Annotated in this window: 13 protein-coding genes; 4 read left to right on the top strand and 9 right to left on the bottom strand. The window is 69.4% G+C overall.

Going from position 1 to position 13,393, the window contains the following annotated elements; translation table 11 throughout:
- Nucleotides 1-111: 111 nt before the first annotated feature.
- Nucleotides 112-636: a hypothetical protein gene (locus tag ALMP_RS28425; protein WP_264933404.1), complete on the top strand. Its 525-nt coding sequence runs from the start codon at nt 112-114 to the stop codon at nt 634-636.
- A gap of 338 nt (nt 637-974) precedes the next feature.
- Here the strand turns inward: ALMP_RS28425 and ALMP_RS28420 are convergent, their stop codons facing one another.
- The gene (locus ALMP_RS28420; protein WP_264933403.1) at nt 975-1,916 is read right to left on the bottom strand and encodes a TIGR03564 family F420-dependent LLM class oxidoreductase; all 942 of its coding nucleotides are present in this window, start codon (nt 1,914-1,916) and stop codon (nt 975-977) included.
- 261 nt (nt 1,917-2,177) lie between these two features.
- Here ALMP_RS28420 and ALMP_RS28415 point away from each other — a divergent pair, with 261 nt between their 5' ends.
- Both ALMP_RS28415 and ALMP_RS28410 read left to right on the top strand, forming a co-directional pair.
- Complete coding sequence (locus ALMP_RS28415) at nt 2,178-2,750, top strand: TetR/AcrR family transcriptional regulator (protein ID WP_264933402.1); 573 nt, start codon at nt 2,178-2,180, stop codon at nt 2,748-2,750.
- 248 nt (nt 2,751-2,998) lie between these two features.
- Nucleotides 2,999-3,832, top strand: a complete 834-nt coding sequence (locus ALMP_RS28410; RefSeq protein ID WP_264933401.1) for an SDR family oxidoreductase — start codon at nt 2,999-3,001, stop codon at nt 3,830-3,832.
- Nucleotides 3,833-4,368: 536 nt separating this feature from the next.
- Here ALMP_RS28410 and ALMP_RS28405 read toward each other — a convergent pair.
- The gene (locus ALMP_RS28405; protein WP_264933400.1) at nt 4,369-5,205 is read right to left on the bottom strand and encodes a trypsin-like serine protease; all 837 of its coding nucleotides are present in this window, start codon (nt 5,203-5,205) and stop codon (nt 4,369-4,371) included.
- A 400-nt stretch (nt 5,206-5,605) separates the two neighbouring features.
- Between ALMP_RS28405 and ALMP_RS28400 the strand changes: the two genes are divergently transcribed.
- A complete protein-coding gene (locus tag ALMP_RS28400) occupies nt 5,606-5,872 on the top strand; it encodes a PLD nuclease N-terminal domain-containing protein (protein ID WP_264933398.1) in 267 nt (88 codons plus the stop codon).
- Between the two features lie 14 nt (nt 5,873-5,886).
- Here ALMP_RS28400 and ALMP_RS28395 read toward each other — a convergent pair whose 3' ends face one another.
- The 7 genes from ALMP_RS28395 to ALMP_RS28365 form a co-directional block, all read right to left on the bottom strand.
- The gene (locus ALMP_RS28395; protein ID WP_264933396.1) at nt 5,887-7,119 is read right to left on the bottom strand and encodes a sensor histidine kinase; all 1,233 of its coding nucleotides are present in this window, start codon (nt 7,117-7,119) and stop codon (nt 5,887-5,889) included.
- 208 nt (nt 7,120-7,327) lie between these two features.
- Entirely contained in the window at nt 7,328-8,332 is a 1,005-nt protein-coding gene (locus ALMP_RS28390; RefSeq protein ID WP_309299548.1) for a YdcF family protein, read from the bottom strand.
- Between the two features lie 147 nt (nt 8,333-8,479).
- Nucleotides 8,480-9,127 carry a response regulator transcription factor gene (locus ALMP_RS28385; RefSeq protein WP_264933395.1) on the bottom strand — a complete coding sequence of 216 codons (648 nt, stop codon included), beginning with the start codon at nt 9,125-9,127 and terminating at the stop codon, nt 8,480-8,482.
- Nucleotides 9,124-10,311: a sensor histidine kinase gene (locus ALMP_RS28380; protein WP_264933394.1), complete on the bottom strand. Its 1,188-nt coding sequence runs from the start codon at nt 10,309-10,311 to the stop codon at nt 9,124-9,126. Before ALMP_RS28380 ends, ALMP_RS28385 begins: the two co-directional genes overlap by 4 nt.
- Nucleotides 10,311-11,000, bottom strand: a complete 690-nt coding sequence (locus tag ALMP_RS28375; RefSeq protein WP_264933393.1) for an ABC transporter permease — start codon at nt 10,998-11,000, stop codon at nt 10,311-10,313. Before ALMP_RS28375 ends, ALMP_RS28380 begins: the two co-directional genes overlap by 1 nt.
- Nucleotides 11,001-11,029: 29 nt before the next feature.
- Nucleotides 11,030-11,965, bottom strand: coding sequence for an ATP-binding cassette domain-containing protein (locus ALMP_RS28370; RefSeq protein ID WP_309299547.1), 936 nt, complete (start codon nt 11,963-11,965; stop codon nt 11,030-11,032).
- Between the two features lie 468 nt (nt 11,966-12,433).
- Nucleotides 12,434-13,216: an NPP1 family protein gene (locus ALMP_RS28365; protein WP_264933392.1), complete on the bottom strand. Its 783-nt coding sequence runs from the start codon at nt 13,214-13,216 to the stop codon at nt 12,434-12,436.
- Nucleotides 13,217-13,393 lie beyond the last annotated feature (177 nt).

Raw genomic sequence — 13,393 nt, 5'->3', positions numbered from 1 at the left:
TCAGTTCAGGCGTCTCAGTCGCCCACCGGTGAGGCCGCCTGATCGAACTCCTAAAGCGGTGCTCCAAGAGCGCCGGCGCCTCCACCAGCTGCGGTCGCTACGCTCGGACTTGTGAGCGAAGACGCCCGACTCATAGTGAACCACCGAGTCCACGTCGTACCCGCTGTGCTGGCTCTGGCCAATCCACCGTGGCAGCGGGATGTGTGGCTTGACCCGTCGGTGTTCGAAGACCTGGACTACGTCTTCCACACGCTCTTCGACGACTTCTGCGACGCCGACGAGCCAGAGCGATACCTCGGCGTCAGCCTTCGAACTGACGAAGAGGTCGTCCTGATGAGAGAGCTCGGTGTCGCGCTCAACGCCACGGCGGCCGAGGCACCCAACGACACCCACGCCGAGTATCTCCGGGCATCCGCCTGGCCAGAAGTCGTAGCCGTCGCCGGACGCCTCGCTCAGGTCATGGCCGCGAACGACCTGAGGGAACTTGCCATGTTGCTCGACGATGAGGCCGTGCCAGAACCGTGCCAGGTCGTGCGGGGAACCACGGGGAACACCGGGCACCAGGGCGACAGGCATACGAGCCGGGACACCGCTTCGCCGCAGGTCAAGTCGGCAACCTCCCCGAAACGCCCCTAGCTTCCCAAGCTGAGAGCGCGAGTTCGATTCTCGTCACCCGCTCCATGAGGAAACCCCAGGTCGGCGGCCTGGGGTTTGTTTGTTGTCTAGAACTTGCCGGTGGGAGTCGGGCGGCCGCCCCAGCGCTCGGAGACCGCGCAGATGAACGTCGAGTCGAGGATGAGCCGTAGCTCGATGGCCGTGGCCCACCACGTCGCCGAGGCGCGGACCGGAGGCGTACAGGCGCTCGGCCTCCCGCAGCTGCGCCAGGCCGTTGGCCGGCCGCCGCTTGGACACCTGCCGTCCGTATTCGACCCGGGCAACCGAGAGCGGAACGGGTCGCCATGCCGCTGCCGTGGTCAGGCTGAGCGCGTCAGCTCGCCGGCGAGCTGCCAGGTGCGCCGGCGGTCTTCTTCGCGGGCGATGTCGGTGTAGGCGACGGTGATCTCGGTGGCGCCGGCCTCCATGTAGCGGCGCAGTCCGGCTGCGACCGTCGCCTCGTCGCCGATCAGTGCCAGGTCGACGGCGCGGTGTGCACCCTCCATGTCGCGGACGCGGCGGTAGGACGGGATCGAGTCGTAGAAGGCCAGATGGGCGGTGGCCGCGGCCCTGGCCTGGTCGATGTCGTCGGTCACGATGGCGGGCACCGAGGCGATCACCCGTGGAGCGCGGCGGCCGGCACGCGTGGCTGCTTCGGTCATCCGGGGAACGATGTGTTCCTCCAGGGTCCGGGGTCCGGCCAGGAAGGGCATCGTTCCGTCTGCCAACTCGCCTGCAACGCGCAGGGCCTGGGAGCCCATGGCGCCCACGATGAGCGGGATCTCCGGTTCGGCGCCGAGGACCTTGGTGGGGCCGACCGGGCGCGATGTCAGGGTGCTGCCCTCGTAGGGGGTGACCTCACCGGCGAGCAGGGGCCGGAGGGCGCTGAGGTACTCGCGCAGGTGAGCGATCGGCGGCGGGTAGGGCAGGCCGTAGGCGTGTGTGAGCAGGTCCGGCGCTCCGAGACCGATGCCGAGTTGGAAGCGGCCGTGGGTGGCCGCCTGGGCTGTCTTGGCCGCGGATGCGAGGATCTGCGGGTGTCGTGGATGCATGGGTACGACGGCGGTGCCCACGGAGATGCGGGGGACCTCGCGGCCCACGACTGCTGCGAGCACGATGGCATCGTGCGTCGCCGGCTGGTTGAACCAGACTGAGTCGATCCCCAGTTGTTCGGCTTCCCGGCCGAGCTCGGCGGCGCGGTCAGCGACGTTCTTGAGGTTCTCTGTCGGCGCGAACTGGGGCATGGCTATTCCGACGCGCATGTGTTCTCCCTTGTCCTGGTGAGCGACGCGCTCGTCATTACTGAGCCTCAATCGGTGGGAATGTGCTGGTGAAGTGATGAAGCGGCGGGCCCGCAACCGGGCATGGCGGTCCGGCTGACGACCGTGCGCGTTGCCGGGCTCCAGCCGGACACACCGGTCACGAAGATGCGCATGGGAGAGGACCCCTGACTATTGATGTCAGTCACTGTCATCGGACCCTAACACCTGATGTCAGCCACTGTCATCGCGTAGGATCCAGGCATGGGCAGATGGGAGCCGAACGCATGCGGTCGCCTGGCACAAGCGGCGTTGGAGCTGTTCGGTGAGCGCGGCTACGAACAGACCACGGTGGCGGAGATCGCCAAGCGGGCGGGCCTCACCGAGCGGACGTACTTCCGGCACTACGCCGACAAGTGCGAGGTGATGTTCGGTCAATCCGGCGCGCTGCAGGAGCAGTTCGTGACCGCGGTAGCCGAGGCCCCGGAATCCATGGCGCCGATCGACGCCGTGGCGGCGGGACTCGAGGCGGTCGCCCAGGCGTTCGCCGACCCCCGCGAGTACCGCCAGCGCCAGGCCGTCATCGCGGCGAACGCGGAACTCCAGGAGCGCGAACTGACCAAGTACGCCTCGATGTCAGCCGCCCTCGCCGACACCCTGCGCCGACGCGGCGTCGCGGAACCGTCCGCGACCCTGACCGCCGAGGCGGGGATCGCCGTCTTCAAGGTCGGCTTCCAGCTCTGGCTCTCGACCTCCGAGGAACGCGAGATGTCCCAGGTGATGCGGGAATCGCTCGACGAACTCAAGGCCGTGACCGCGCGCGGCGTGCCTAGATGAGAGAGCCGTAGTGCTCGCAGGCGATCAGCGATCGTCTGATCGTGGCGTCGATGGTCCCGCCTCTTCCGCCGGGGCGCACGCCTTCCGCGACGCCCTGCGCCGGGCGGGAGCACTGGGACGGCTCACCCACGTCCGCGGCGATCACCTATGTCCGCTGCGGTATCCCCAGGGCTTCGTGGACTGGCAGGACGAGCACACCAGGACTTGACGGACCAACAGTTACGGCGCGCGGCGGAGAGGTGCATCCCGTGAAGACGACCACAGCAAGCAGCGGTTCTCTGGACCTCGGCTCGGCTCATGCGATCGTGACCGGCGGATCGAGCGGCATCGGGCTGGCCACGGCCCGGCTGCTCGCGGCCCGCGGGGCGAAGGTGTCGCTGATGGCGCGCGGACAGGAGCGGCTGGAGGCGGCGGCCAAGGAGGTGGGAGCCGCGGCCAGGGTGGCTGACGTCGCCGACCGGGCGGCCGTCACCCGCGCCGTGGCCGAACTGGAGCAGGAGCAGGGACGGCCCTGTGACGTGCTGGTCGCCTCGGCCGGACTGGCCCGCCCCGGGCACTTCCTGGAACTGCCGGACGAGGTGTTCCAGCAGATGATCGACGTCGACTACTTCGGCACGCTCCACGCGCTGCGGGCCGTCGTCCCCGGCATGGTGGAGCGCGGACAGGGCAGCGTGGTCGCGGTGTCGTCCGCCGCCGGCCTCATCGGGATCTACGGCTACAGCGCCTACGGACCGGCGAAGTTCGCCGTACGCGGGCTGATGGAGTCGCTGCGGGCCGAACTCACACCGCGCGGCGTGCACGTGGGGGTGGTGTTCCCGCCGGACGTGGACACCCCGCAGCTGGCTGAGGAGAACCGGTGGAAGCCGGCCGAGACCCGGGCGATCGGCGGCACGATCACACCCATCCCTGCCGAGCGGGTCGCCGAGGCGATCATGGCCGGCATCGACCGACGGCGCTTCCTGATCTGCCCGGACACCGGCACGTGGGCGCTGGCACGCTTCGGCAGTGTGCTGACGCCTCTGCTGAACCGGGAGTTCGACCGCAGGGCGAGGAAAGCACGGGAGGCGGACGACCACACCTGACCCTTCCGGGAACGACTGCCGACGATCCTCGACAGTCTCGAGGCCGGCCGCAGACCGGCCGGTCGAGCCGGCCAAGTCGGGCTGACCGGGCCGGGCAGGCGGCCGGCCGGGCCACACCGGACTCCGTGCGGCCGGCCGGCCACACCGGACTCCGTCAAGCGGGACTTCACCGCCGAGGAACCCGGCCTCGTCCGGGCGAGCGACATGACGGAGATCGTCACCGAGGAGGGCAGGCTCTACCTCGCCACGGTCATCGACCCGTTCTCCCGGCGGCTGCTCTCGTCCCCGCCGCCCCGCGGCAGGCAGGCAGGCAGACGGGCTGCATCCGGATGCACGAGGCGGACGGTTCCGCGCTGTGAGTGCTCGGGACGACGGGCATTGGTCGGCAGTGGTCAGACAGAGAAACGGGGCGGCTTGGCGGCGCCGGGAGCCCTCTGGACGATTGTCCGGCGCTACCGCCGAGTGCCGTCGTACCGTTTGTGCGGCGATACGACACTCGACGGTAGCTGTTTCACCGACAGAGACGTCGTGAGCTGCTACTTGGTCGCACTCGCCAGGTCATCCGCGAACTTCGACACCTTGGTCATGACGTCGGGCATGCCCGCCTCGGCGCACCCCTCTCCCCAGGAAGCCAGGCCCGCCAGGAGCCACTCCTTCCCGTCCCGCACGAGCAGCGGAGCGCCGCGGTCGTTCATGCAGGCGCCGACGCCGCCCTTGGGCTTTCCGCCGCAGATCATGTTCTCGGGGCTGTAGTCGCCCTGGTAGGCGCGCTTGCAGGCGGAGTCGGGGAACAGCGGGAGCGTCGCCTCCCGCAGGTCGCCCGGTGACTTCTCCTGGTTTTCGGAGGTGGTGCCCCAGCCGAGGAGTCGGCCCTTGGTGCCGGGCGTGTACGTGAACCCTGACGGGACCCACTTGATCGGCTTGTACTGGGAGGGCATGGGCTTGGCCAGCCTGAGCACGGCGATGTCGTTGTTGGGGACGTGCACCTTGTCGTTGGATGCACCGGCGTTGGTGAAGCTGTCCGGTATCCAGACGGTGCTGATCTTTATGGGCGTGCCGGTCTTCTTCGTGTAGGCGTTCGCACGTCCGGCGATGACTCTCGTCTCGTCCGTGTTGTCCACAGTCGAGTAGAGGCACTGAGCCGAGGTGATGACATGGATCTGGTCGAACGCCAATACACCGGCGCAGAAGTCCGTCTTGCCGTACTTGATCAGCATCATGAACGAGTTCTTGTCGATCCGGGCGGGCTTGCCGCCGACGACAGCCTGCGCGGTCGCGGTGGCGACCACCGCCGCAGCCGCGACCCCGGCTACTGCGGCAACGGTTTTGACGGTGCGCTTTCGCTTGGACGCCACGCGCTTGTGCTTGAACATGAAACAGGAGCTCCTCGAAGGGGAAGTGGGGGGGGGACGGAGTCCACAAAGAAGTGAGGCAACCCAAGCTCTGCAGCCGGCTTCCTCCCGCGCTTGCCCGGGAAGTCATCCCAGCCGCTCGGCGGCGCCGACCTTCCAGCGCGTCGCCGGCTCAGGCCTGGGCGCACCGCCGACGGTGATGCCACCGTACGGTTGCACATCCGGGCGAGCATCACTCGTATGGCTATGCGGCGCTACATCTAAAGAACTATGGCCCTGGGAATTCCTGCAGGCCACCTGCGTACCACTTCTGGGTTATCCGGGTGAGATCGAAAGTAGGACGCCGCCGGCATCCCTCGGCAGCGACTATCGCTGCACGTGATCGGTGAAACCCGATCGTCCCCGTTGAGAGGAACGCTTGATGCAGACGCAGCTTGTACACCACATGACCCTCGCCGCCACCAGCGAAGAAGTGGCCGGCGCGGCGGTAACTCTTGCGCTCGTTCTCTGTGGCTTTGCCGCCATTGTGTTGTTCCTCAGCGCACTGGTCAGCATTCTCAAGTCCCGCCTTACCGGGGGAATGAAGCTGGTCTGGATCGCTTTCGCCTTCGCGGCCCCCTTCCTCGGCTCCCTGGGCTGGTTCGTCATCGGCCGCAAGGACGCCCGGCGTCGGCCAGGCGTCGTCTGACGCACGAGCTTCGATCAGCTGTAAGCAATGCGGACACCGGCCGGGCCGGCGCCGACGTCAGCGCCGGCCTCAAGCGCTGCATCGCCCGCTGAGGCCGGGAGTACCGCGGTGACCTGCCAGCCCCGGTCGGGGCGTGGGCCGGTGCGCAGTTCGCCGCCGAGCGCGGTGACGCGTTCGGTGAGGCCGACCAGGCCGAAGCCGCCGCCGCGGGCTGCGGCAGGCAGCGCCGTACCGCCCTTCCCGTCGTCGAGTACGGTCACCTCAAGGGCCTGGCCGTCGTGGGTGAGGTGGACGGCGACTTCCGTGGCGTCGGCGGCGTGGCGGCGGATGTTGGTGAGGGCCTCCTGCACGACGCGGTAGGCGGCGACCTGGACGTCGTAGGGGAGGTCGTCGGGAACCGACTCGTCGCGGTGGAACACCGCCTGCGGGCCTATCGGGCCGCCGAAGCCCTCGACGAGTTCCGGCAGGGACGCCACAGTGCCGACGCGGCGATCGTTGGCCGCCTTTCCCTCGGCCGTCTCCTCCAGGCTGTCCCGCAGGAAGCCGACGGTGCGGCGCATGGAGGCGAGCGCTTCCGTGGCGCCGTGCACGACACCTTCCAGGAGTCTCTCCAGCTGTTCCGGATCGGCGGTCCGGAGCATCTGTGCCATGCGGGCCTGCATCAGGATGCCGGTGACGTGGTGGGCCACGAAGTCGTGCAGGTCCGCCGCCATCGCCAGACGCTCGGCGCGCTGGGTCGCGGCGACGGCGGCACGGCGGCGTTTGGCCAGGGCGCGCAGATAGCCACCGAGTGCCGCCATGCCGACGCCTGCGAAGACGGTGGGACCGCCCCCGAGGAAGAGCGCGACACCGACGAGGAGGGAGCACCCGACCACCCACCGGGGACGGCAGTCGCGGACCGCGATCAGCTGCAGACCCGACAGGGCACCGGACACCGCGAAGGACAGATCGTCTCCATGCACGACATCGATCATCCGCAGGACCGAGATGATCAAGGCGAGGCCGGCGGGCACGGCGGTGCGCAGTTCGGCGGTGAACCAGGCCGGCCGCTTGGCGACCGGCCACGCGAGGGCGACCAGGCAGAACGGCAGCACGAGCAGGTCCCACCACAGGCTGACGTGGTAGTAGGGGTTCGCCGTCTGTTCCCAGTAGGCCGCGAACACCAGCATGGCGACCACGGTGGCTCTCAGGACGCCGCGCCCTCGGATGGGGCGGGCGGCGAGGTCATCGGCAGGGGGCTGCGTCATCACACGTCACCTCGGTGCACGGTGGGCAGGTCCGCCGGAGCGGTGGCGGCCGGCCCCGGACCCGGCCGTCGGCCGGACGGCGCGCATTATGCCCGACCGTGTCCGATGGGTGACGGCCTGGATCACCATGTGGCGACGGTACGGGTGTCCATGCAGATCAAGCCCGTCCGGGGTTGTCGCCCGCGGCTTTGTCGCACGTGGGACGGGTTCACAGGGCGAGCGCCACGCCGAGGGCGATCAGCACTGCGGAGATACCGAGGTTCAGTACCCGGTGGGAGAGGAAGACGGCCGCGAATTCGCGGATCGTCGCGCTGGGCCAGAAGTAGCGGGCCGTCGGTGAGCCGATGACCTGTGCCCTGACCTTCTCCCTGCGCGCGATCTGTGCGGCGCGCATGACGTGGAAGTTGTTGGTCACTACCACGGCGCGATAGTCGGCTTTGCGGTCCTGCATCAGCGCCTTGCTGAACCGCAGGTTCTCCTGGGTGGTGCGGGACTGGTCCTCGATGAGGATCCGGTCCGCCGGTACGCCGGCCGCGATGAGGTGGTCGGCCATCGCCCGCGCTTCGGGGAGGGCCTCGTCCGGCCCCTGACCGCCGGACGTCAGCAGCATCGGTTCCCGGCCCTTGGCCCGTTCGGCGTCGAAGGCGGCGCGTCCTCGCTCCAGCCGGCTGGCCAGCAGCGGCGGAACGCGCGAACCTCCGACCAGCCCGGAACCGAGGACGACGACGAAGTCGACGGCACCCCGGTGCCCGATCCTGCCGTAGACGAAGGAGTAGAGCAGGAAGCACACGAAGAGGAACGAGACATAGCTGAGGACGCCCGTCACCGGGGCCACCACCAACTCCAGCGGCTTCCACCGGGTGTTGAGGGCCAGCAAACCCAACGCGAAGAACAGGATGATGCCGACACCTGCCGCCAGCGACAGCAGGTTCGCCAGGCTCCTGCCCTCACGGCGCAGCATCGTCACCCCGTTGACGATCAGGAAGACAGCGAGCACAAGCATCATCGGAGGCAGCAGGAGGAAGGGACCGGCGAGCAGGTACGCGGCCGCCAGTGGCGACGCCTGCATCACTTCCCCCGCCACCCCCACGAGCAGGAACAGGAGCGCGAAGAACAGGTAGACGCCGTTGCGTATGAGTCTTCGGTCGTACGCGACACCGCAAGCGAAGATCAGGAAGAAGAAACCTGCGGGAGTGAACAGAAGCAGGTGCACCACTGTGCCGGCCCCTTGTACGTCATTGATCGTGCCGGGAGGTCTCCGGCCGAAGGAGGGAGGAAAGGGAGAGGGGGAAGGAAGAGGTGAGGAGGAGAGATGCGCCGTGGCAGCCGGGAGACACCGGCCGCGCCTGGCCGTCGCCGGTCAGGCTTCGCCCGCCTGGTGGACGAGGATGGCGATCTGAGTGCGGTTGTCCAGGTCGAGCTTGGTGATGATGCGGCTGATGTGGACCTTCACGGTGGCCTCGCTCATGTGGAGCGTGCGGGCGATCTCCGCGTTGGCGGCTCCGGTGGCCACGGCGGCGGCCACCTCCCGTTCCCGGCCCGTGAGCCGGGACAACTTCCCCTTGGCCTCGGAGGCTTTGCTGCCCGCACCCGTGGAGAACCGGGTCAGCAGCCGCCTGGTGACGGCCGGGGCGAGGATCGCCTCCCCCTTGGCCACGACCTCGACGGCACGGGCGATCTCGTTCGGCGGGGCGTCCTTGAGCAGGAACCCGGCGGCACCGGCCTGCAGCGCCAGGTACACGTACTCCTCCAGGTCGAAGGTGGTCAGCACGACCACCTCGGGCGGAGACGCCAGCGCGCGCACCCGGCGGGTGACTTCCAGGCCGTCCACGACCGGCATGCGGATGTCGGTCAGCAGCACGTCGGGCCGGTGCGCCTGAACCAGTTCGACCGCGCGGGTGCCGTCGCCGTCCTCCGCCACGACTTCGGCGGTCCCGGTGCTCTGCAGGATCATCCGCAGCCCGGCACGCACCAGCGGCTCGTCGTCCAGCAGTACGACTCGGATCATGACGGGTACCTCGGCAGGCTCGCGGTGACCAGGAAGCCTCCCCCGGGACGGGGGCCGGCGGTCATCCTGCCACCCGCCAGCTCCACGCGCTCACGCAGCCCCAGCAGTCGGAAACCGGTTCCGGCCGCGGCCGGAGACGGGCACGCCGCGGGTGAGCTGCGTACCGAGACGGTGACCTCCTCCTCCGACACTCCGAGGGTTACGTCCACCTCGGCGCCGGGCGCGTGCTTCTCCGCGTTGGCCAGGGACTCCTCCACCAGCCGGTACAGGGCGCGCTCGGTCGTGCCGGACAGCTCGGGCAGTTCGCCGGGCATGCCGATGCGTATACGGCGGCCCGAGCGGGACGCGTTTTCGACCAGCCGGCGCACCTGCTGAACGGTCGGCAGCGGGTGCAGCGGCACGTCCTCGTCCCCCTTGCCGAGCACGCCGACGAGCTTGCGCAGTTCCTTCAGCGCCGTCGCTCCGGCGGTCCGTATCGCGGTCGCGGCCTCTACCGCGGCGGCGTCGCGGGCGGTCATCTCCAGCGCGCCGGCCAGCAGGGTCATCTGGCTGATCCGGTGGGCCACCACGTCGTTGAGTTCCCGTGCGATGCGGGTGCGTTCCTCGCAGACGGCCCGCGCGGCCAGCAGGCTCCGCTCGCGCTCGGCCCGCTCCGCCTGCTCGCGCAGCGAGGCGAGGAGTTGCGCGCGTTGCCGCAGCCACAGTCCGAGCACCACCGGGGCACCGACCGCGGTGACCGCGACGCCCGCCATGACCGGCAGGCCGAGTCCCAGGGGCCAGGTGCTCCACGGCGCGACGACCACCACGCCGCTGACGACGGCGGTCACCCAGGTCACGGCGGAGGACCCGTACCGCCTCGCCACCGTCCAGCAGGCCACGGGCACCGCGCACAGGGTGCCCACGAGCACCCAGCCCAGCAGCGCGGCCGACGCGGCGGTGAGGGGGAGGCGGCGGCGCAGGACGATCACACACGCCACGGCGAGAGGCACCATGGTCCGTCCGCCGGCCAGCAGCCCGAACTCGGAGCCGCGGGCCATGGCCACGCCGAGGGCCCCGACGACCGCCCCCACTGCCCCGTCCCCGAGCCACACCGGCAGGCAGTCCCCGCCCCACCAGGGGTGGAGGGTCCCGTCGCCGCGGCTCGCCGCGGTCGCGGCGCCCCCGGGCCGTCCGGCGGAAGGCATCACACGTCCCGTCGTACCAGTGCCGTACCCGCACCGACGACGACCAGCGCGGCCAGCGCCGTCAGGGGCAGCGGCGACTGCCACTTGAAGGAATCCACCAGCGACGCGGCGGAGAAGAACGGCGCCATCCACCACTCTTTCAGCACCTTCGACAGGAGGCCCTCCACCACGATCGGCACGGCGAGCATCACGATCATGGCCACGGTCGCGTTGCGGGTCAGCGCCGCGAGGCCGAGCCCGACGAGGAAACTCAGCACCCCGTAGACGACCACCGCGGCCAGCACCTGCCCGATGCGCGCCCAGTCGTCCGGCGCGCCACCCCGCAACACCTGGGCCAGCAGCGTCACCAGCACCAGCAGGATGCCGGTGACGGCGGCGAGGAGAGCGGAGATCACGGCCTTCGACGCCATCACCACCGGGCGGGACCTCAGCGTCAGGATCGTGGTCGTGATGGTCCGGTAGCGGTACTCGTGACCGAACGCACCCACCACGATCGCCATCGGGAACAGCAGGACCAGGGGCAGCGTCGTGTTGAACGAGGCGACGAAACGCCAGAGCTGAGTCTGGTCGCTGTGGCCGGCCGCCATGTAGGCCACGATGAACTGCAGGACCGCACCGGCGGCCAGGAGTATCCAGGTGGAGCGGATCGTCCACATCCGGATCAGTTCGTAACGAAGCGCGTTGAGCATGAGGATTCTCTCTTCCCAGTCCGTGGCGGTCAGTTGCTGCCCTGCGGCGCGTGCGCCTTGTACGCGGCCACGTCGGAGGTGGCCTTGAAGAACGCCTCCTCCAAGTCGGCCCGCACGGCGGAGAGCTCGAGCAGGGTCACGCCGGCACTCCTGGCCGCGGCGGCCACGTCGTCGGTGGCGGCGTTCACCACGGTGATCCGCCCGTCCTGCCCCTGTGACGTCTCGAACCCGGCTGCCCACAGCGTCCGCAGCAACTCCTCGGGCTGGTCGGCGCGGGTGACCACCTCCTTGCGGGAGTGACGGGCGATGAAGTCGTCGGTCGACTCGGCGGCGATCAGCCTGCCCCCGCCCAGCACGATCAGGGAGTCGGCGAGCACCGCCATCTCGTTGAGCAGGTGCGAGGAGACGAACACCGCCCGGCCCTCCCCGGCGAACACCTTCAGCAGGTCACGCAGCCACCGGATGCCCTCGGGGTCCAGCCCGTTCGCCGGCTCGTCCAGCATGATCGCCGCCGGGTCGCCGAGCAGGGCGGCGGCAAGCCCGAGCCGCTGCCGCATACCCAGCGAGAACCCTCCGGCCCGCCGGTTCGCGGCCGATCCCAGGCCGACCATCTCCAGCACCTCGTCCACCCGCCGCCGCGGCAGACCCGCTCCCGCGGCGATCATCCGCAGATGCGCCCGCGCCGTCCGGCCGGGGTGCACGGCCCCCGCGTCCAGCAGCACACCGACCGTCTGTGTCGGGTGCTCCAACTCCGCGTAGGTGCGGCCGCCGAACGTGGTGCGGCCCTCTCCATGGTCGAGGCCCAACATGAGCCGCATCGTGGTCGACTTGCCCGCACCGTTCGGCCCCAGGAACCCGGTCACCACACCCGGTTCCACCGTGAACGACACGTCGTCGACGGCTGTCACCTGCCCGTACCGCCTGGTCAACCCCTGCGCGACGATCATCCTGATCTGTCCCCTCACGAATCCCGGCACCACCTCGGCACCGGCAGGGCACCAGACTCGTCACAGCGGGCCGGTCAACCGTCCGCCATCCGGCCAAAGCCGCATACACCAAAGGATGTACGTCCTCAGCAGCCGGCCGCCGCACGGCAGCCATGAAGTTGATCTGTGGCTCACGGACGTGGCTTCAGAGGGGCACTCGGCGATACTGAGAACTACCGTCAGCCACATCACGGCATGCGGGTCTCGATCGGCGGCTACCACGACCCGAACCCCTTGGCTCTGGTGTCGCTCGTCCGCGAACTGGGCTCCCTCCTCACGGAGCTGCGCAGCCGGGTACCAGGGCGTGGGCGGGGCAACCCTGGAGAACGTCCACCAGCGGCTGCGACAGCTTCAGGTCAGCGGACAGACGGTCGACGGGCGCACGGAGAGCCCCCGGCGGGACAGGGGGGTGTCCTCGCCGGGGGCGGTTCTGGGTGGGGCGGTGCGTCAGGAGAACGCGGGGACGGCGGCGGGCCGGGCCTTGTTGATGTTGCTGACGAGGTTGTTGGTCAGCGGGAAGTTGGCCAGGCCCCACTTGGAGTTCCAGAGGGCGTCGCGCGGCGTCTTGGCCATGTTCTCCATGGTGACCAGGGCGGGCGTGTCCCACTTGCCGGTGCCCCAGGCCACCGCCCTCTCGCCCCACTTGGCGAAGCGGAAGGCGTGCGTGCTGGGTCCGTCCTTGTGGTAGACGATCTTGACGTGGTTGCCGTCCATCGGCACCTCGTTGATCGGGTGGGTGCTGTAGCCGCCGTGCCGTGAGGCGGCGAGGTAGCGGGGCCGCTCCTCGCCCTGCTTCTGGAAGACCACGACGGACTCCCAGTCGTGGCGGTGCCCGCACTCGGTGATGCTCGTGGGGTCGCACTGGTCCTTCTCGAAGTACAGCGCGTAGACGTACGCGCACCAACCGTGCTGGCACTTGGACTGCGCGTAGGTGTTGGCCTTGCCGAGGTGGTTGCTGCGGCACATGCCGGTGAGCGAGCCGGACGGGTTGAGGCCGCCGTTGAGCCTTCCGCTCGCGTCGACGGCCGCCGCCGGGAAGCAGCTGTCGGAGTCGTAGTCGAAGTGCGGCATGTACTTGTTCTGGAAGGTGCTGGCGTTCCACCCCAGCGGGTTCAGGACGGCGGCGTCGGCACTGCCCGCCAGTCCGGCGGTCAGCGCGGTGACGCCGCCGAGGACGACGGCCGCCTGGGCGAGACGGGACCTTCTGCGGGGCTTGGACGGCTGGGCCATGCGGGGCTCTCCAGTTGCTCGGTTGCCGGCACCCCCTCGGCACCGGCGGGGCACCAGACTCGTCAAGGCGGGATGGTCAACCGTCCGCCATCCGGCCAAAGCCGTGTACACCAAAGGATGTACGTCCTCAGCAGCCAGCCGCCGAACGGCAGTCACGAAGTTGATCCGTGGCTCACC

Source organism: Streptomyces sp. A012304 (genome assembly GCF_026008495.1).
In the GTDB taxonomy this organism is placed as follows: domain Bacteria; phylum Actinomycetota; class Actinomycetes; order Streptomycetales; family Streptomycetaceae; genus Streptomyces.
The sequence above is the reverse complement of the archived record's forward strand: the minus strand, read 5'-3'. Positions and strand labels throughout refer to the sequence as shown.

Bases quoted from the DNA above. Each gene is read 5' to 3' on its own strand.
- ALMP_RS28420 (WP_264933403.1), bottom strand. From the start codon at position 1,916: ATGCGCGTCGGAATAGCCATGCCCCAGTTCGCGCCGACAGAGAACCTC.
- ALMP_RS28365 (WP_264933392.1), bottom strand. From the start codon at position 13,216: ATGGCCCAGCCGTCCAAGCCCCGCAGAAGGTCCCGTCTCGCCCAGGCG.
- ALMP_RS28385 (WP_264933395.1), bottom strand. From the start codon at position 9,127: ATGATCCGAGTCGTACTGCTGGACGACGAGCCGCTGGTGCGTGCCGGG.
- ALMP_RS28380 (WP_264933394.1), bottom strand. From the start codon at position 10,311: ATGCCTTCCGCCGGACGGCCCGGGGGCGCCGCGACCGCGGCGAGCCGC.
- ALMP_RS28395 (WP_264933396.1), bottom strand. From the start codon at position 7,119: ATGACGCAGCCCCCTGCCGATGACCTCGCCGCCCGCCCCATCCGAGGG.
- ALMP_RS28415 (WP_264933402.1), top strand. From the start codon at position 2,178: ATGGGCAGATGGGAGCCGAACGCATGCGGTCGCCTGGCACAAGCGGCG.
- ALMP_RS28400 (WP_264933398.1), top strand. From the start codon at position 5,606: ATGCAGACGCAGCTTGTACACCACATGACCCTCGCCGCCACCAGCGAA.
- ALMP_RS28405 (WP_264933400.1), bottom strand. From the start codon at position 5,205: ATGTTCAAGCACAAGCGCGTGGCGTCCAAGCGAAAGCGCACCGTCAAA.
- ALMP_RS28375 (WP_264933393.1), bottom strand. From the start codon at position 11,000: ATGCTCAACGCGCTTCGTTACGAACTGATCCGGATGTGGACGATCCGC.